Genomic DNA, 17,961 nt, shown 5'->3' on the forward strand with positions numbered 1-17,961 from the left:
CCGCATGCGCCGCCAACTGTTGCTTACCACCGTTCTGTCCTCGATGCTGCTGGCCGGCTGCGCCAGCTGGTTCGAAGGCTCTTCCCAGTTCCAGCCGACGCCGCTGGCCAACATCAAGCCGCTGCAGGCGCTGGATGTGAAATGGTCGCTGCAGCAGGCGGGCCCGGCGTCCAGCTTCCTGCCGGTCTACGATAGCGGCAATGTGGTGAGCGCCGACGCCGAAGGCCGCATCCGCAGCGTCGACGCGCTCAGCGGCCGGGTGCAGGCCGATGTGGCGCTCAAGCGCGCGCTCGCCAGCGGCGTCGCCGTCAGCGGCGACGTGGTGCTGGTCGGCAGCGCCGACGCCAAGCTGCTGGCGGTGGACCGCAAGAGCGGCAAGATCGTCTGGCAGCAGCCGCTGACCAGCCTGATGCTGGAGGCGCCGCAGATCGCCGGCGACATCGTGGTGGTGCGCACCAACGACGCCCGCCTGACCGGCTTCAGCCTGGCGGACGGCAAGCAGCAGTGGTCGGTGGGCAATGTGCTGCCGCAACTGACCGTGCGCAACAACGGTTCGATGCGCGCGGTGGGCAAGGAGGCGGTGATGGTGGGGCAGGCCGGCGGCCGCCTGGACATCGTCAATCCGCAGACCGGCAACACGCTGTGGCAAGGCGCGGTGGCCACGCCGCGCGGCGCCACCGAGCTGGAGCGCGTCACCGACGTGACCAGCCGCCCGGCTTACGACGGCGGCCAGGTGTGCGCGGTGGCCTACCAGGGCCGCGTCGCCTGCTTCGAGGCGCGCAACGGCAGCCTGTTGTGGGGCCGCGAGGTGTCGTCCAGCCGCGGTTTGGCCATGGACGCGCGCAATGTCTACGTGACGGCCGAGGACGGCTCGATCTGGGCTTACGACCGCCAGAGCGGGCGCAATCTCTGGAAAAACGATGAACTCAAGTACCGCAATGTTTCCGGCCCGGCCATGATCGGGCGCTTCGTGCTGGTTGTGGATGGCGAAGGCTATGCCCATCTGCTATCCAACGAGAGCGGCAGCATTGTCGGACGCAGCAAGATCGGCACCTCCGGGCCGGTCAATCAACCGGTATCGCTCGGTTCCTCCGCCCTGATCCAGGGGCAGGACGGCCGCCTGGCGATGCTGAATCTGGGATAAAAAGCAGTATTACATGAAACCTACCGTAGCTCTGGTCGGCCGCCCCAATGTGGGCAAGTCGACCCTCTTCAACCGGCTGACCCGCAGCCGCGACGCCTTGGTCGCCGACCAGCCGGGCCTGACGCGCGACCGCCACTACGGCCAAGGCCGCGTGGGCGAGAAGCCGTACCTGGTGGTCGACACCGGCGGTTTCGAGCCGGTGGTCGACGAAGGCATCCTGTTCGAAATGGCCAAGCAGACGTTGCAGGCCGTCGACGAGGCGGACGCCGTGGTGTTCCTGGTGGACGGCCGCTCCGGCCTGACGCCGCAAGACAAGATCATCGCCAACCGCCTGCGCCAGCTTGACCGGCCGGTCTACCTGGCGGTCAACAAGGCCGAGGGCATGCGCCACGCCATCGCCGGCGCCGAGTTCCACGAACTGGCGCTGGGCGAGCCGCTGGTGATTTCCGCCGCCCACGGCGACGGCGTGCGCGAACTGATGGAACTGGTGCTGGAAACCTTCCCCGACGAAGTGGAGGAAGAAGAAAGCCGCCATCCGAAGTTTGCCGTCATCGGCCGGCCCAATGTCGGCAAATCCACGCTGGTGAACGCCATCCTGGGCGAAGAGCGGGTGATCGCATTCGACCAGGCCGGCACCACGCGCGACAGCATCTATATTGATTTTGAGCGCGAAGGCCATACCTATACCATCATCGACACCGCAGGCGTGCGCCGCCGCGCCAAGGTCAACGAGATGCTGGAGAAGTTTTCCGTCATCAAGACCATGAAGGCGATCGAAGACGCCAACGTCGCGGTGCTGGTGCTGGACGCGCAGCTGGACATCTCCGAGCAGGACGCCACCATCGCCGGCTTCGCGCTGGAGGCGGGGCGCGCGCTGGTGGTGGCGGTCAACAAGTGGGACAACCTGGACAGCGAGCAGAAGGACAATGTTCGCCGCGAGATCGCCCGCAAGCTGAACTTCCTCGATTTTGCGAAGTTTCATTACATCTCGGCCATCGAGGGCCGCGGTGTGGCAGACTTGTTCAAATCCATCGACGAAGCCTATCGCGCGGCGATGGTGAAGCTGGCGACGCCGAAGCTGACGCGGGTGTTGCAGGTGGCGCTGGAGCGCCAGCAGCCGCCGCGTTCGGGCCTGATCCGTCCCAAGATGCGCTATGCGCACCAGGGCGGCCAGAACCCGCCGATCATCGTCGTGCACGGCAACGCGCTGGACAATATACCGGCCAGCTACACCCGCTATCTGGAACATACTTTCCGGAAAGTGTTCAAACTGCAGGGTACCCCGCTGAGGGTGCAGTACAAGTCGTCGGAAAACCCGTTCGACACCGAGGAAGGCAAGGAAAAGTCTCGCGCCAAGCCCAAGCCGATGTCCAAGATGCGGGGCAGGGAAAAAGAAGTTCGCTACGGCAAAAGCAGCAAAAAATAGTACGGCGGAATGTTTTCTGCTAAAAATAAGCAGGCCGCCGCTGTTCGCTGCATAGTCAATACAACAATCAACGATTCGGAGAAAAACGAATGAGCTCTAAAGGGCAAATGTTACAAGACCCGTTCCTGAATATCCTGCGCAAGGAACACGTGCCGGTCTCCATCTATCTGGTCAACGGCATCAAGCTGCAGGGTCAGGTCGAATCCTTCGACCAGTACGTGGTGCTGCTGAAGAACACTGTGACCCAGATGGTCTATAAGCACGCCATCTCCACCGTGGTGCCGGCCCGCCCGGTCAGCATCCCGCACGAACATCCGGCGCAAAAGCAGGAACAGGCGCAGGACGCTTAAGGCGCCGCCGCACAGACCGGGCCGATTGGCCGCATCGCAAGATGCGGTCACTCGGCCTTTGTCATTTATCGCCGTACTCAATATGGTGTAGCAAACCGTGTTTGATCGTCCCGACTTAGGCGACCAGGCCGTTCTGGTCAGCCTGGATTTTGGTGATGCCGATTACCAGGAAAGCGTTGCGGAGTTTGCCGAGCTGGTGCGCAGCAGCAATGTGGAGATTCTGGGCAAGGTGGAGGGCAAGCGCCAGCGCCCGGATGCCGCCTTGTTCGCCGGCAAGGGCAAGGTGGAGGAGATTGCCGCCGTGGTGCGCGCCACCGGCGCCAATGTGGTGATCTTCAATCACGCCTTGTCCCCCGGCCAGGAGCGCAATCTGGAGCGCGCGCTGCAATGCCGGGTGATAGACCGCAACAGCCTGATTCTCGACATCTTCGCCCAGCGCGCGCGCAGCCACGAAGGCAAGCTGCAGGTGGAGCTGGCGCAGCTGTCGCACCTGTCCACCCGCCTGGTGCGCGGCTGGACCCACCTGGAGCGGCAAAAGGGCGGCATCGGCCTGCGCGGTCCCGGCGAAACGCAGCTGGAGACCGACCGCCGCCTGCTCGGCATCCGGGTGAAATCGCTGAAGGACCGGCTGGCCCAGGTGCAGCGCCAGCGCAGCACCCAGCGCAAGAGCCGCACCCGCGCCGGCATCGCCTCGGTGTCCATCGTCGGCTACACCAACGCCGGCAAGTCCACGCTGTTCAACGCGCTGACCAAGGCCAACATCTACGCCGCCGACCAGCTGTTCGCCACTCTGGACACCACCAGCCGCAAGCTGTTCCTCCATCACGATTGCTCGGTGGTGCTGTCCGACACCGTCGGCTTCATCCGCGACCTGCCCCACACCTTGGTGGCGGCCTTCCGCGCCACGCTGGAGGAAACGGTGCAGGCCGATCTGCTGCTGCACGTGGTCGATTGCGCCAACGAGACGCGCGACGCGCAGATCGACGAGGTGAACAAGGTGCTGGCCGAGATCGACGCCGACGGCATCCCGCAGCTGATCGTGTGGAACAAGTGCGACTTGAAGGATCTGCCGCCGGAAATCGAACGCGGCGAAAACGGCGAAATCGCCGCGGTGCGGGTGTCGGCGCTGAAGGGCATCGGGCTGGAACTCTTGCGCGAGGCGATTGCCGAAAGGGTGCAACCTTCCGCAAATAACCATAAAGAACCATACGAGCATGTCGCAGAATGACCCGAACCGTGGCCGGAACGGCCAGAATGGGCCGCCGGACCTCGATGAAGTGTTCCGTAACCTGAACCAGAAACTGGCCCGCCTATTGGGGGCGAAGCCTACCGCCGGCCGCCCGGGCGGCGCCGGCGCGCCGCCATCCTACAAAGGCGGCGCCCTCGCTGTGGTCGGCGTGCTGGCAGCCTTGTGGCTGGCCAGCGGCTTTTACGTGGTGGACGCCCGCGAAGAGGGCGTGGTGCTGCGCCTGGGCAGCTTCAATCGCCTGACTGAACCCGGTCTGCAATGGCATGCGCCGTATCCGTTCGAAAAGGTGGAAATCGTCAACCTGACCGAGCTGCGCAGCGTGGAAGTCGGCTATCGCGGCAGCGCGCAGAACCGCGTGCCGGAAGAGTCGCTGATGCTGACCGCCGACCAGAACATCATCGATGTGCAGCTGTCGGTGCAGTACGACATCAAGGACGCGCGCGCCTTCCTGTTCAACAACGCCGCGCGCGAGCGCGACGCCAAGGACATCGTCAAGCAGGCGGCGGAAACCGCGATCCGCGAGGTGGTGGGACGCAACAAGGTGGACTTCGTGCTGAACGAGGGCCGCGCCCAGATCGCCGCCGAGGCGCGCAAGGTGATCCAGGACGTGCTCGACCGCTACGCGGTGGGCATCCGCATCGCCAAGGTCAACATCAACGACGTGCAGCCGCCGCAAGCGGTGCTGGCGGCGTTCGACGACGCGGTGAAGGCCGGCCAGGACAAGGACAAGCTGCTGAACGAGGGCATGGCCTACGCCAACGAGGTGGTGCCCAAGGCCAAGGGCATGGCGGCGCGGCTGCAGCAGGAAGCCGAAGGCTACCAGCAGCAGGTGGTGGCGCGCGCCCAGGGCGACGCCGAGCGTTTCAAACAAGTGTTGTCCGAATACAACAAGGCGCCCAAGGTCATGCGCGAGCGCATGTACCTGGACATGATGCAGCAAATCATGAACAGCAGCAGCAAGGTGCTGGTCGATCAAAAGGGCGGCAATAACCTGCTCTACCTGCCGCTGGACAAGCTGATGCAGATGTCGGCTCCCGCATCCCCCGCCGCGCCGCAGGCTCCCGCAGCCTCCGCTCCCGCCACGGCCACGCCGCCGGCGGCTAAGAACGGGCGCGAAATTTCGCGCGGTCGCGATTTCTTTGGAGCGGAGCGATGATGGAAAGAATGATTCCCGCCGTGGTGGCAGTCGTGGGCGCGTTGTTTGTCGCCAGCCTGTCGCTGTTTACCGTCGATCAGCGCCAGTTCGCGCTGGTATTCCAGTTCGGCGAGGTCGTGAAGGTGATCTCCCAGCCGGGCATCCAGTTCAAGATTCCGTTGCTGCAGAACGTCCGTTATTTCGATCGCCGCGTGCAGACCATCGACGCCGAAGCGCCCGAGCTGTTCAACACCCGCGAGAAGAAGAACGTGCTGGTGGACAGCTTCGTGAAGTGGCGTGTGGTAGATGTGTCACAGTTCTACAAGAGCGTTGGTTCCGAGGCCGCCGCGGTGGCGCGCCTGAAGCAAACCATCAATGACGGCCTGCGCGCCGAGTTCGGCCAGAAAACGGTTGCCGACGTCATTTCCGGCCAGCGCGACCAGGTGATGGAGACGGTTCGCAAGCGCGCGGACGCGGATGCGCGTAAAATAGGTGTGGAAATTCTCGACGTGCGCTTAAAACGCGTCGATTTTCCGGATAAAATAAGCAGTTCCGTCTACGACCGCATGCAGTCCGAGCGTCGTACCGTGGCCAGCCAGCTGCGCAGCGAAGGCGCTGCCGACGCAGAGCGGGTGCGGGCCGAAGCCGACAAGCAGCGCGAGGTGATCCTGGCGGAGGCTTACAGCAAGGCGCAGGCGCTGAAGGGGCAGGGCGACGCCAAGGCGGCGGCGATTTACGCCGAGGCTTACGGCAAGAACCCGGAGTTCTACGCGTTCTGGCGCAGCATGGACGCCTACAAGGAATCGTTCAAGAACAAGAGCGATGTGCTGGTGCTGGACCCGAGCAGCGACTTCTTCAAGTACCTGAAGAATCCGCAGGCGGGGCAGAGCAAAGGCAAGTAGCGGACTGACAATCTGAGGTTTTTAAGAAGACTGGCCGGGGCGACCTGGCCAGTTTGCTGATAACAAGGCGGGCGACCACCCCGCCTTTTATTCTGTTGAAACGAAATGCGCAACTGGCTGTTACCCGAATATATCGCCGACATCCTGCCGGCCACCGCCCGGCAGGTTGAGTCGGCCAAGGCCGCGATGCTGGAAGGCTTCCGCGTGGCCGGCTACGAGCTGGTGCTGCCGCCGCTGATCGAGTACATCGATTCCCTGGTCAGCGAAGGCGACGTCACGCTGGACCTGAAAACCTTCAAGCTGGATGACCAGCTGTCCGGACGCCAGCTCGGCCTGCGCGCCGACATCACGCCGCAGGTGGCGCGCATCGACGCCCACTTGCTGGGCGGCCGCACCGGCGTCACCCGCCTGTGCTACGCCGGCAGCGTGGTGCACAGCCGTCCGTCCGGCCTGACCAGCTCGCGCGAGCCGCTGCAGGTGGGGGCCGAGCTGTATGGCTACGCCGGCATCGAGGCCGACCTGGAAATCATCGACCTGATGCTGTCGACGCTGGAAAAAGCCGGCGTGAAGAAGCTAAGGCTGGATGTCGGCCATATCGCCATCTTCCGCGGCCTGGCCGCCGCCGCCGGCCTGGCGCCGGGGGTGACGCGCGAGCTGTTCAGCCTGCTGCAGAACAAGGACGTCGCGAGCATCGCCGAGCTGGTGGCCGGCGTGGCCGAGCCGTACAAGAGCGCCTTCCTCGCGCTGCCGGAGCTGTATGGCCCGGCCAGCGTGCTGGACAAGGCGCGCACCCGCCTGCCTTCGCTGCCGGAGGTCGAGCTGGGCCTGATGCAGCTGGCTGCCATCGCCCGCGCGGTGCAAGGCCGGGTGGAGCTGAGCTTCGATCTGGCGGAGCTGCGCGGCGATTTCTACCATACCGGCTTGATGTTCGCCGCCTATGCGCCGGGCTGGTCCGACGCCATCGCCCGCGGCGGCCGCTACGACAATGTGGGCCGCCGTTTCGGCCGCGCCCGTCCCGCCACCGGCTTCAGCCTGGATCTGCGCGATCTGGTGCGCATCCTGCCGGAGCGGGACTCGTCCCGCGGCGTGCGGGTGGCGGCCCGCCATCTGCCGGCCGCGGCGGAAGAGGTGGCGCGCCTGCGCGCCGCCGGCGAAATGGTGGTGGTCGACTACCTGGGAGAGTCCGCGGTGGCGCTTAATTGCGACCGCGAGCTGGTGCCTGCTGCCGATGGATGGCAACTGGCTCCTTTTAACTGATTTTTGTTTGAATCTGACTGAAGAAGAGGTTTTTTCCAATGTCCAAGAACGTTGTCGTGATTGGCACCCAGTGGGGTGACGAAGGCAAGGGCAAGATCGTTGACTGGCTGACCGACCACGCGCGCGCGGTCGTGCGCTTCCAGGGCGGCCACAACGCTGGCCACACCCTGGTGGTCGGCGGCAAGAAAACCGTGCTGCGCCTGATCCCGTCCGGCATCCTGCGTCCCGACGTGGAATGCTACATCGGCAATGGCGTAGTGCTGTCGCCCGAGGCGCTGCTGAAGGAAATCGGCGAACTGGAAGAGGCCGGCGTCAACGTGACCGCCCGCCTGAAGATCGCCGAAGGCTGCCCGCTGATCCTGCCGTATCACGTAGCGCTGGACCAGGCGCGCGAAGCCGCCAAGGGCGAAGCCAAGATCGGCACCACCGGCCGCGGTATCGGCCCCTGCTACGAAGACAAGGTGGCGCGCCGCGCGCTGAAGGTGATCGACCTGTTCGACTCGGCCGGCTTCGCCGTCAAGCTGCGCGAAAACGTCGATTACTACAACTTCCTGCTGACCCAGCTGTTCCAGGCCGAGCCGGTAAGCTTCGACGACATCCTGGCGCAGACCATGCTGCTGGCCGAGCGCATCAAGCCGATGGTGGCGGATGTGTCGCGCACGCTGTACGACATGAACCAGGCCGGCGTGCCGCTGTTGTTCGAAGGCGCGCAAGGCACGCTGCTGGACATCGACCACGGCACCTACCCCTTCGTCACCTCGTCCAACTGCGTGGCCGGCGCGGCCGCGCCGGGCGCCGGCGTGGCGCCGCAGATGCTCAACTACGTGCTGGGCATCGTCAAGGGCTACACCACCCGCGTCGGCTCCGGCCCGTTCCCGACTGAGCAGGACAACGAGATCGGCATGTTCCTGGCCAAGCGCGGCAACGAGTTCGGCTCGGTCACCGGCCGCCCGCGCCGCTGCGGCTGGTTCGATGCCGCCGCGCTGAAGCGCTCCATCCAGATCAACGGCGTGACCGGCCTGTGCGTGACCAAGCTGGACGTGATGGATGGCCTGGAAGAGATCAAGCTGTGCGTCGGCTACATGCTGGACGGCCAGCGCGTGGACATCCTGCCGTTCGGCTCCGACGCGGTGACCAAGTGCGAACCGATCTACGAGAGCATGCCGGGCTGGACCGAATCCACTTTCGGCGCCAAGCGCTGGGAAGACCTGCCGGTCAACGCCCAGGCCTACCTGACCCGCATCGCCGAAGTATGCGGCGCGCCGGTTGCCATCGTCTCCACCGGTCCGGACCGCGAAGAGACCATCGTGCTGGATCACCCCTACGGCCTGTAAGCCCTACGGTTGCCGCATGAATAAGCCCACCGCGACGCGGTGGGCTTTTTGTTTGCCCGGCGCGGCCGGCGGCGCGCTATTCGTGCTGCAGGATGTTGACGAGGGTGCCGAACGGATCGCGGACGAAGAAGCGCCGCACGCCCCACGGCTCGCTGGCCGGGCCGTATTCGATGGCGACACCGGCTTCACGCGCGCGCGCTAGAACCTGGTCCAGGTTGTCGACTTCGATCGACAGCGCAGGCAGCGGCGCGCCGGAGCCGCCTTCGCTGGCGAAGCTGAGCTGGGTTTGCATTCGGCTGTCGGCTCCATAGGTGCGGATCCAGCCGTGGTCCATGATGAGGTCCAGGCCCAGCAGGCCGCGGTAGAACGCGTCGGCGCGGGCGGGGTCGGCGGCGGCGAGGTTGGCGACGATGCGCTGCACAGTCATGGCGATTCTCCTATGGCGCCTGTGTATCTGTTCATCATAGGTGGAGATGGGCAGTGCGGGGCTGCCTCCGCGCTCAGCCGCGCTTGCCCGGCTGATAGCCGTCGTTCAGCGTTTTCAGGAAAGCCAGCATGTCGTCGATGTCGCGTTCGCCATAGGCCGGCTTGCCGCCTTTCTTGCCGCCGAACGGCGCTTCCATATTGACGTTGCCCTGGTAGCGCGCCGGCAGGTCGTCGAACTTGGCCAGTTTGCCATTCTGGCCGGCCGGGTACCATTTTTCCGGCTTCACGTCGCGTTCGGCGTAGAAGCGCAGCACCTGGCGCAAGTCGTGGAAGACGCCGTTGTGGAAAAACACTTTGCGGGTGGCGACGTTGCGCAGGCCCGGCGTGCGGAACAGGCCGCAGTAGTCGGCGCGGTTGCGGAAGTCGGTGCGGGCCGGGCCGCACAGCCCCAGGTCGTAATAGTGGCCGTCGCGGTTGGCGGCGATGTCCGGATTGCGCGGCGCGCCGACCGCGATGTGGCCGAAGTCGCTGAAGGAGGGGAAGGCGCCGCTCTCGCTGCGCTGGCTCAGGTGGCAGGACGCGCAATTGCCCTTGGCCGGGTCATTGAAAACCCTCAGGCCGCGCATTTCCGCGGCGGAGAGCTGGGCCTGGCCGCGCAAATAGGCATCGTACTTGCTGCTATAGGGATAAAACTCGGCGGGATTCTGCTGGAATACTTCCAGCGCCAGCACGGCCTTGTCGAAGGCTTGCTTCGGGCGCTGGAAGACATCCTTGCCGAATAGTTGGCGGAAAGTGGCGGCCACGGGCGATGCCTGCAGTTTCCTGGCGACGTTTTCCGCCGTACCGTTGGCCATTTCGTTGGCGGCCAGCAGAGGCAGCGCGGCTTGGCTATGGGTGGAATCTGCGCGGCCGTCCCAGGTGAAGCCGCCGGTGGGGCCGGCGTCTTCGCTGTCGTTGCCGTCGTTGTCGTGAAAGTGTTCGCTGAAGGCTGGCACGTTCTGCAGATAACGCAAGGACGGCACGGCGCGGGTGCCCGGCTGCTTGCCATCCAGGCCGCCAAGCTGCGCGGCGAGGCCGTTGGGCGGGCCGTAGGCGTGGTCGGGGCTGTGGCAGCTGGCGCAGGACATCCGGCCCGATGCCGACAGGCCGCGATCGAAGAACAATTGCTTGCCCAGTGCTTCCAGTTGTTTGGCGGATGGCGGATGGGCGCCGGGCGTGTAGCTGGCGTCGGCGTATGCCGGTTTGGCGGCCGGGGTGGCGTGCGAGGCTGCCGCGGAGACGGCCAGGGCGCCGCCGACAATCAAGCTGAGGGTCAATAACCAGGGGGTGGAAGCGTGCATGGCATGGGCGGAGGATGAGTTGGCGGCGACTGTAAGGCAAAAAAATGACAAAAATATGAAATCGCGCGATGGCTGCGGCGATTGTTCCACTACGAAGAAAATTAACAGAATGTAAATGGAGTGTAACATTCCATGGTGATAATCCGCGCTTCCCTTCTTAAATTTAGGAAATGCGCGATGAATCGCCTGACCTGTGGACTGGCGCTGACCCTGATCAGCGCCGCCGTGCTGAGCGCCTGCGGCAGCTCTTCCAGCCCTTCCGCCAACGCCACCAGCGGCGTGGTCACCGGCAGCTATTTCCGCCATGCCAAAGTGTGTCTCGATAGCAATGGCAACGGCCGTTGCGACGCGGGAGAGCCCAGCGCCTATACCGACGACAACGGCGCGTTCAGCTTGAACGGCGGCGGCGCGCTGGTGGTGGAGGTGGGCACCGACGCCACCCGCTACGATCCCGATACCGGCACAGCGGCGGCGGTGACCCAGCCGCTGGTATTCCGCGCGCCGGCGAACAGCGGCGGTGTGGTCAGTTCGCTGACGACGGAAGTGGCGGATCTGATGGACAGCAACGGCGGCGATCTGAACGCGGCGCGCAATGCGGTGGCCGACCGCCTGGGCGTGCCTGCGGACAAGGTGATGGCAGACCATAACAAGGAAAGCGATCCCGACATCAAGGCGACGCTGAAGGCGGCCATCAACCAGAACATCGACGCGATCGCGGACGCGGTGAAGGAGGCGGGCAACGGCGGCGACATCAAGGCCAGCCTGCACAAGCGCATGGCGCTGAGCGACATCAAGAACGTGGTGGTGATCTACGCCGAAAACCGCGGCTTCGACAATCTGTACGGCCTGTTCCCCGGCGCCGACGGCATTCCGGGCGTGAATCCGGCATCCAGGGGCCAGTACTCGCCGCAGAAGGATTTCGACAATTCCGCGCTGCCGGTATTGCCGCCCACCTGGGGAGGCCTGACCGCCGCCGGCCAGACGGTGACGCTGACCCAGGCGCAGACCATGAATTTCGCCAACAAGCCGTTCCAGATCGACGACCCCAAGGGCCTGAACGGCACCGGCGTGGTGGTGCCGCAATCGGTGGTGACGCGCGACTTGGTGCACCGCTTCTATAACAACCAGATGCAGATCAATGGCGGCGCCAATGACAAATTCGCCGCCTATTCCGACGCCGGCGGCTTGTCTATGGGCTATTACGACGGCAGCCAGATGGCGATGTGGAAGCTGGCGCAGCAGTACACGCTGGCCGACAATTTCTTCATGGGCGCTTTCGGCGGCTCCTTCCTCAATCACCAATATCTGGTTTGCGCCTGTGCGCCGGAATATCCGAATGCGGATACTTCGCCGGCCAAGGGCAGCATCTCGGCGATAGACACCGATGCGAAAGGCAATTTCCTGCGTCTGACGCCGGCCGCCAATGCGCCGGCTTCGGTGTTGTCCGGCACTGCCAAATACCTGAATGACGGCAACCTGACGCCGAAGGACAGCGCCGGCAAATACTATGCGGTGAACACCATGCAGCCGCCGTTCCAGCCCAGCGGCAATGCGCCGGCGGACAAGGCCCAGTATGCCGATCCAAGCAAGTCGACCACGTTGCCGGCGCAAAGCCAGGCGACGATCGCCGATCGTCTGGACGCCAAGAAAATCAGCTGGGCCTGGTATTCGGGCGGCTGGGCGGCTTCGCTGGCCGATCGCGGCAATATCTATAACGGCAGCCAACCCAACTTCCAGCCGCACCACCAGCCATTCAACTATTTCGCCGCTTTCGATCCCGCCGCGCAGGCGGATTACCGCAATGCGCATCTAAAGGATTTCGACCAGAGCTTCCTGGCGGACGCCGCGGCCGGCAAGTTGCCGCAAGTGGCCTTCTACAAGCCGCAGGGCAACTTGAACCAGCATTCCGGCTATGCCAGCGTGGCCGACGGCGACGCCCATATCGCTTCGGTGATCGCCAAGCTGCAGCAAAGCCCGCAGTGGAGCAATATGCTGGTGGTGGTGACCTATGACGAAAACGGCGGTTTCTACGATCACGCGCAAGTGCCGAAGGGCGACCGCTGGGGGCCGGGCACCCGCATTCCGGCCATCCTGATTTCGCCTTTCGCCAAGAAAGGCTATGTCGACCATACCCAGTACGATACCGGCTCCATCCTGCGCTTCCTGACCCGACGTTTCGGGCTGAAGGCGTTGCCGGGCGTGGCGGGGCGCGATGCCGCCCTGGTGCGCAACGGCGGCCGTCCGATGGGCGACTTCACCAGCGCGTTGGCTTTCGACCGCAAATAAGGCGCATAGACCGAGATCAGCCACCCGGTGTCCGGGTGGCTTTTGTTTTTGTCCGTACGGCTTTGCGCGGTTCCAGATGGTAAACTGGATGACTAGTCACCCTCATCCCTTCGTCATGCAGTTGAAAATCGCCCCCGGCATGCTGACGCCGTTGATTGTCGCCACGGCCCTGTTCATGGAAAACATGGACGCCACCGTGATCTCCACTTCTTTGCCCGTCATCGCGCTGGAGCTCGGCGTCGATCCGATCTCGCTGAAACTGGCGCTGACGTCTTATCTGGTCAGCCTGGCGGTGTTCATCCCGATCAGCGGCTGGATGGCCGACCGCTTCGGCGCGCGCCGCATTTTCCGTTCCGCCATTCTGGTGTTCATGCTGGGATCGCTGCTGTGCGCCGTCACCAGCAGCCTGCACGGCTTCGTGATGGCGCGCTTTCTGCAAGGCATAGGCGGCGCGATGATGGTGCCGGTCGGACGGCTGGTGATTCTGCGCACCATAGACAAGGCGGACCTAGTGCGGGCGCTCAGCTATCTGACGGTGCCGGCGCTGCTGGGGCCGGTGATTGGGCCGCCGCTGGGCGGCTTCATCAGCACCTATTTCCATTGGCGCTGGATTTTTCTGATCAACATCCCCATTGGTCTGCTGGGGCTGGCTCTGGCCGGCCGTTTCATCGCCAATCTGAAAGAGGACGAGGTGCCGCGGCTGGATTGGTGGGGCTTCCTGCTGACCGGCGCCGGCCTGTCGATGCTGATGTTGGGGCTGGCCACCGAGGGCAAGCACATGTTGTCGGTGACGGCGTCGATCTGGCTCAGCCTGCTGGGGGGCGCGCTGCTGCTGATCTACCTGTGGCATTACCGCCGCCAGCAGCATCCGCTGCTGGACTTGTCGCTGCTGAGGCTGCCCACTTTCAATGCCGGGGTGGTCGGGGGCTTCATGTTCCGCGTCGGGATCGGCACCATTCCCTTCCTGTTGCCGCTGATGTTGCAGTTGGGCTTCGGTTTTTCGCCGTTTGAATCCGGCCTGCTCACTTGCTCCACCGCGATGGGCGCGATAGGAATGAAAACGATAGTGGCCAAGGTGCTGCAGCGCTTCGGTTTCCGCCGGGTGCTGGTGTTGAACAGCATTCTGGCTGGTTGCTCGGTGGCGGTGTACGCGCTGTTCCAGGCGGACACGCCGCATTGGGTGTTGCTGATGGTGTTCGTGCTGGGCGGTTGTCTGCGCTCGCTGCAGTTCACCAGCCTCAACGCCATCACATTCGCCGATGTGGACAAGGATAGACTGAGCCAAGCCACCAGCCTGTCCAGCGTCGCGCAACAGCTGGCGGCGGGCTTTGGCGTGACGGTGGGGGCGTTTGCCTTGCAGGCCGCGTCCTGGCTGCAGGGCCATCAGCAGCTGACGGCCGGCGATTTCGGCCACGCCTTCCTGTTCATGGGCAGCCTGACCGCCTTGTCCAGCCTGCTGTTCCTCAGCCTGGAGCGGGACGCCGGCCAGCAGGTATCGGCGGGCCATGAGGGCGGAGAGGAAAAGTAAACAGAAGCAGGGGGCCGGCGACGCCGGCTTCCCTCGCGGGGACGACAAACGCAAAAAAGCCGCAGATCAGAGATCTGCGGCTTTTTTTCATTTGGTGCCCAAGAGAAGACTCGAACTTCCACACCCTTGCGGGCGCTAGGACCTGAACCTAGTGCGTCTACCAATTCCGCCACCTGGGCAAAGCAAATTGTCTACTTCCAGCCAGCGACTAAGCGCTGACCTTACTGAATTTTGTTGGTGCCCAAGAGAAGACTCGAACTTCCACACCCTTGCGGGCGCTAGGACCTGAACCTAGTGCGTCTACCAATTCCGCCACCTGGGCAACAAAATACTGCTGGCTGTAAGGCCTTACATACTATAAATCATGTTGGTGCCCAAGAGAAGACTCGAACTTCCACACCCTTGCGGGCGCTAGGACCTGAACCTAGTGCGTCTACCAATTCCGCCACCTGGGCCAACCAGATTTTATGATGCCAGCAAAACAACAAGCTTACAATAGTAAGATGGTGCCCAAGAGAAGACTCGAACTTCCACACCCTTGCGGGCGCTAGGACCTGAACCTAGTGCGTCTACCAATTCCGCCACCTGGGCATCGCTTTGCTGTATCATCTGTTGCATAGCTGCAACGAGATGCGAATTATAGACATAATATTGAGGGTGTCAATGGCTGAATCGCAAAAAAAACAAAAAAAGCTTTCCCTGCGTGACCAGGATCCTTTCCTGGAGCGGGAAAAACTCAAATATTCCAATCCCTTGCCCAGCCGCGAGTTCTTGATGCAGATTCTCGCCGAGCAGGGGGTGCCGCTGTTTCCGGACGAATTGGCGCAGATGCTGTCGATCGCTCCGGCCGAGATTCTCTACTTTGAACGCCGCCTGCGCGCGATGGAGCGTGACGGCGAGGTCATCATCAATCGCAAGGGCGCGGTCTGCGTCGCCCAGAAACTGGATCTGGTCCGCTGCAAGGTGTCCGGCCACCGCGATGGCTTCGGCTTCGCGATGCCGGATGAGGGCGAAGGTTCCGGCGCGGATATCTTCCTGCCTGAACGCGAAATGAAAAAAGTGATGCACGGCGATCGCGTGATGGTGCGGCCGTCGGGCGTGGACAGGCGCGGCCGGCAGGAGGGCCGCATCGTGGAGGTGCTGGAGCACGCGGTCACCCGCCTGGTCGGCCGCATCCAGCGCGAGCGCGGCGTGTGGGTGGTGCTGCCGGAAGACAAGCGCATCAACCATAGTATTCTGATCGAACCGGGCGGCGAGGCCGGCGCCAAGGAGGGCCAGGTGGTGATGGTGGAGATCCTGCAGCAGCCGGATGCCCACCACCAGCCGGTCGGCCAGGTGACGGAGGTGCTGGGCAATTACGCCGATCCGGGCATGGAGATCGAGATCGCGCTGCGCAAGCACGATCTTCCGCACCGCTTCCCCGACGACGCGCTGCTGCAGGCGAAGGAAACGCCGAAGAAAGTGCGCAAGAAGGATTGGAGCAAGGATCGCGTCGATTTGCGCGAGCTGCCGCTGGTCACCATCGATGGCGAAACCGCGCGCGATTTCGACGACGCGGTGTACGCGGAAAAGAAAGGCAAGGGCTTCCGCCTGGTGGTGGCCATCGCCGACGTCAGCTTCTATGTGCAGCCGGCAGACGCATTGGATAAGGAGGCGCTCAATCGCGGCACCTCGGTTTACTTCCCGCGCCGGGTGATCCCGATGCTGCCGGAGGCGTTGTCCAATGGCATCTGCTCGCTCAATCCGGATGTGGAGCGCATGTGCATGGTCTGCGACATGCAGATCAACGCCAAGGGCGAAGTGAAGAAGTACCAGTTCTATCCGGCGGTGATGCGCTCCAAGGCCCGGTTGACCTACAACCAGGTGTGGGATTGGCTGCAGAACGGCAGCGATCATCCGATGCTGCCGCACGTGAAAGATTTGTACGCGCTGTTCAAGATTCTGCTGGCGGCGCGCGCCAAGCGCGGCGCCATCGAGTTCGATTCGGTCGAAACCCAGATGATCTTCAACGATAGCGGCAAGATTGACCGCATCGTGCCGGTGGTGCGCAACGACGCGCATCGCCTGATCGAAGAGTGCATGCTGGCGGCCAACGTTTGCTCGGCGGATTTCCTGCTGAAGAGCGGCCACAAGGCGCTGTACCGGGTGCACGAGGGGCCGACGCCGGAAAAACTGGAAAACCTGCGCGCCTATCTGCGCCTGGTCGGCCTGACGCTGGGCGGCGCGGACAAGCCCAGCGCCAAGGATTACGCCGTTTTGGCGGAGCAAATCCACGGCCGCCCCGACGCGCCGGTGCTGCAGACCATGCTGCTGCGCTCGATGCAGCAGGCGGTGTACACCCAGGAGAACAACGGCCACTTCGGCTTGGCGTACGAGGCATATACCCATTTCACCTCGCCTATCCGCCGTTACCCCGACTTGCTGGTGCACCGCGCGATCAAGGCGGTGCTGAAGAACGAAAAGTACAAGCCGGGCAAGTGGGCTGCCTTGGGCGTGCATTGTTCGATGACCGAGCGCCGCGCCGACGATGCCAGCCGCGACGTCGAGTCTTGGCTGAAAACCTACTATATGCGCGACAAGGTGGGCGAGGTTTTCCAGGGCAAGATCAGCGCGGTCACAAGCTTCGGCGTATTTGTGTTGCTGGACGACGTGTATGTCGAAGGTTTGGTGCATATCTCCGAGTTGGGCAAGGACTACTTCCACTTCAAGAAGGACATCCAGGCGATAGTCGGCGAGAAGAGCGGCATGCAGTACCGGCTGGGCGACGCGTTGACCGTTAAAGTGATGGGCGCCAATCTGGAAAGCGCCCAGGTGGATTTCGCGCTGGTGCGCGAAACGCCAGTCGTTTCAGAGACGTCGGCTGCCTCTGGCAAGACCGAAGGCGATGCGCCCAGGTCGTCGCGGCGCAGTCGCGGAAACCGAGCAGCGCCCGCGGCGGAAGCGCCGGAGGCGCGGGAAAGCAAGCCGGCAGGCTTGCCGGCGGCGCCAAAGGGACGTAGCCGCCAAACTGCGGGGCGGAACCGTGCGGCTGAAGCTGTCGCTGCGCCAGCCGCTCAGGCCGTCGAGCAGGGTAAGCCTGCTGCTCAAGCGAAGCCTGTTGCTCAAGCGAAGCCTGTTGCTCAAGCGAAGCCTGCTGCTCAAGCGAAGCCTGCTGCTCAAGCGAAGCCTGCTGCTCAAGCGAAGCCTGCTGCTCAAGCGAAGCCTGCTGCTCAAGCGAAGCCTGCTGCTCAAGCGAAGCCTGCTGCTCAAGCGAAGCCTGCTGCTCAAGCGAAGCCTGCTGCTCAAGCGAAGCCTGCTGCTCAAGCGAAGCCTGCTGCTCAAGCGAAGCCTGCTGCTCAAGCGAAGCCTGCTGCTCAAGCAGAGCCTGAAGCTCAAGTCAGCGCTGCGACGTCCACGCCTGTTGTCGGGGAGGAAAGGCAGCCGGCGGTACGCAAGCGTCGTGTGGCGATCAAGGGGAATGGCAAGCGTCGCGACGAGGAGTGATTGGACGCTATCTATATTAATAGGTATCCAAGACCGGCCAGCGCAGATCGCGCTGGCCGATTTTTTTTTGTGCTTTCGGGCTGGCGGAGAAAGAGGCTCCA

Annotated in this window: 13 protein-coding genes and 4 tRNA genes; 11 read left to right on the forward strand and 6 right to left on the reverse strand. The window is 63.6% G+C overall.

Annotated features, from left to right (window positions below):
- Window positions 1-4 precede the first annotated feature (4 nt).
- From bamB to MY55_RS10930, 8 genes are all read left to right on the forward strand, one after another.
- Window positions 5-1,144, forward strand: coding sequence for an outer membrane protein assembly factor BamB (bamB, locus tag MY55_RS10895; protein WP_043576288.1), 1,140 nt, complete (start codon window positions 5-7; stop codon window positions 1,142-1,144).
- Window positions 1,145-1,157: 13 nt separating this feature from the next.
- On the forward strand, window positions 1,158-2,570 hold the full coding sequence (gene der / locus MY55_RS10900) for a ribosome biogenesis GTPase Der (RefSeq protein WP_043576286.1): 1,413 nt from the start codon (window positions 1,158-1,160) through the stop codon (window positions 2,568-2,570).
- 89 nt (window positions 2,571-2,659) lie between these two features.
- Window positions 2,660-2,920, forward strand: coding sequence for an RNA chaperone Hfq (hfq, locus tag MY55_RS10905; RefSeq protein ID WP_043576283.1), 261 nt, complete (start codon window positions 2,660-2,662; stop codon window positions 2,918-2,920).
- 97 nt (window positions 2,921-3,017) lie between these two features.
- A complete protein-coding gene (hflX, locus tag MY55_RS10910; protein WP_065202351.1) occupies window positions 3,018-4,148 on the forward strand; it encodes a ribosome rescue GTPase HflX in 1,131 nt (376 codons plus the stop codon).
- Complete coding sequence (gene hflK / locus MY55_RS10915) at window positions 4,135-5,325, forward strand: FtsH protease activity modulator HflK (protein WP_043576279.1); 1,191 nt, start codon at window positions 4,135-4,137, stop codon at window positions 5,323-5,325. Before hflX ends, hflK begins: the two co-directional genes overlap by 14 nt.
- A complete protein-coding gene (hflC, locus tag MY55_RS10920) occupies window positions 5,325-6,206 on the forward strand; it encodes a protease modulator HflC (RefSeq protein ID WP_065202362.1) in 882 nt (293 codons plus the stop codon). The genes hflK and hflC overlap by 1 nt, the downstream gene beginning before the upstream one ends.
- Before the next feature lie 105 nt (window positions 6,207-6,311).
- On the forward strand, window positions 6,312-7,463 hold the full coding sequence (locus MY55_RS10925) for an ATP phosphoribosyltransferase regulatory subunit (RefSeq protein WP_065202352.1): 1,152 nt from the start codon (window positions 6,312-6,314) through the stop codon (window positions 7,461-7,463).
- A 38-nt stretch (window positions 7,464-7,501) separates the two neighbouring features.
- Window positions 7,502-8,797, forward strand: a complete 1,296-nt coding sequence (locus MY55_RS10930) for an adenylosuccinate synthase (RefSeq protein WP_065202353.1) — start codon at window positions 7,502-7,504, stop codon at window positions 8,795-8,797.
- Window positions 8,798-8,873: 76 nt separating this feature from the next.
- Here the strand turns inward: MY55_RS10930 and MY55_RS10935 are convergent, their stop codons facing one another.
- Window positions 8,874-9,224, reverse strand: coding sequence for a VOC family protein (locus MY55_RS10935; protein ID WP_043576271.1), 351 nt, complete (start codon window positions 9,222-9,224; stop codon window positions 8,874-8,876).
- A gap of 73 nt (window positions 9,225-9,297) precedes the next feature.
- The gene (locus tag MY55_RS10940; protein WP_065202354.1) at window positions 9,298-10,563 is read right to left on the reverse strand and encodes a cytochrome-c peroxidase; all 1,266 of its coding nucleotides are present in this window, start codon (window positions 10,561-10,563) and stop codon (window positions 9,298-9,300) included.
- A 177-nt stretch (window positions 10,564-10,740) separates the two neighbouring features.
- On the opposite strand from MY55_RS10940, the gene MY55_RS10945 reads away from it, so the two are divergent.
- Window positions 10,741-12,849, forward strand: a complete 2,109-nt coding sequence (locus MY55_RS10945; protein WP_065202355.1) for an acid phosphatase — start codon at window positions 10,741-10,743, stop codon at window positions 12,847-12,849.
- Window positions 12,850-12,937: 88 nt separating this feature from the next.
- Window positions 12,938-14,377 carry a DHA2 family efflux MFS transporter permease subunit gene (locus MY55_RS10950; protein ID WP_230623384.1) on the forward strand — a complete coding sequence of 480 codons (1,440 nt, stop codon included), beginning with the start codon at window positions 12,938-12,940 and terminating at the stop codon, window positions 14,375-14,377.
- A 92-nt stretch (window positions 14,378-14,469) separates the two neighbouring features.
- On the opposite strand, the gene MY55_RS10955 is transcribed toward MY55_RS10950, so the two are convergent.
- From MY55_RS10955 to MY55_RS10970, 4 genes are all read right to left on the reverse strand, one after another.
- Window positions 14,470-14,556: transfer RNA gene (locus MY55_RS10955), tRNA-Leu, on the reverse strand.
- A gap of 56 nt (window positions 14,557-14,612) precedes the next feature.
- A tRNA-Leu gene (locus MY55_RS10960) sits at window positions 14,613-14,699 on the reverse strand.
- 46 nt (window positions 14,700-14,745) lie between these two features.
- Window positions 14,746-14,832 (reverse strand) — tRNA-Leu (locus tag MY55_RS10965).
- Window positions 14,833-14,881: 49 nt separating this feature from the next.
- Window positions 14,882-14,968: transfer RNA gene (locus MY55_RS10970), tRNA-Leu, on the reverse strand.
- A gap of 72 nt (window positions 14,969-15,040) precedes the next feature.
- Between MY55_RS10970 and rnr the strand changes: the two genes are divergently transcribed.
- Window positions 15,041-17,860: a ribonuclease R gene (gene rnr / locus MY55_RS10975; RefSeq protein ID WP_065202356.1), complete on the forward strand. Its 2,820-nt coding sequence runs from the start codon at window positions 15,041-15,043 to the stop codon at window positions 17,858-17,860.
- The last annotated feature ends 101 nt before the right edge of the window (window positions 17,861-17,961 follow it).

The organism is Chromobacterium subtsugae, from assembly GCF_001676875.1.
GTDB classification, from domain to species: Bacteria; Pseudomonadota; Gammaproteobacteria; order Burkholderiales; family Chromobacteriaceae; genus Chromobacterium; species Chromobacterium subtsugae.

Bases quoted from the DNA above. Each gene is read 5' to 3' on its own strand.
- hflC (WP_065202362.1), top strand. From the start codon at position 5,325: ATGGAAAGAATGATTCCCGCCGTGGTGGCAGTCGTGGGCGCGTTGTTT.
- hflK (WP_043576279.1), top strand. From the start codon at position 4,135: ATGTCGCAGAATGACCCGAACCGTGGCCGGAACGGCCAGAATGGGCCG.
- bamB (WP_043576288.1), top strand. From the start codon at position 5: ATGCGCCGCCAACTGTTGCTTACCACCGTTCTGTCCTCGATGCTGCTG.
- MY55_RS10950 (WP_230623384.1), top strand. From the start codon at position 12,938: ATGACTAGTCACCCTCATCCCTTCGTCATGCAGTTGAAAATCGCCCCC.
- hfq (WP_043576283.1), top strand. From the start codon at position 2,660: ATGAGCTCTAAAGGGCAAATGTTACAAGACCCGTTCCTGAATATCCTG.
- MY55_RS10945 (WP_065202355.1), top strand. From the start codon at position 10,741: ATGAATCGCCTGACCTGTGGACTGGCGCTGACCCTGATCAGCGCCGCC.
- rnr (WP_065202356.1), top strand. From the start codon at position 15,041: ATGGCTGAATCGCAAAAAAAACAAAAAAAGCTTTCCCTGCGTGACCAG.
- der (WP_043576286.1), top strand. From the start codon at position 1,158: ATGAAACCTACCGTAGCTCTGGTCGGCCGCCCCAATGTGGGCAAGTCG.
- MY55_RS10940 (WP_065202354.1), bottom strand. From the start codon at position 10,563: ATGCACGCTTCCACCCCCTGGTTATTGACCCTCAGCTTGATTGTCGGC.
- MY55_RS10925 (WP_065202352.1), top strand. From the start codon at position 6,312: ATGCGCAACTGGCTGTTACCCGAATATATCGCCGACATCCTGCCGGCC.
- MY55_RS10930 (WP_065202353.1), top strand. From the start codon at position 7,502: ATGTCCAAGAACGTTGTCGTGATTGGCACCCAGTGGGGTGACGAAGGC.
- MY55_RS10935 (WP_043576271.1), bottom strand. From the start codon at position 9,224: ATGACTGTGCAGCGCATCGTCGCCAACCTCGCCGCCGCCGACCCCGCC.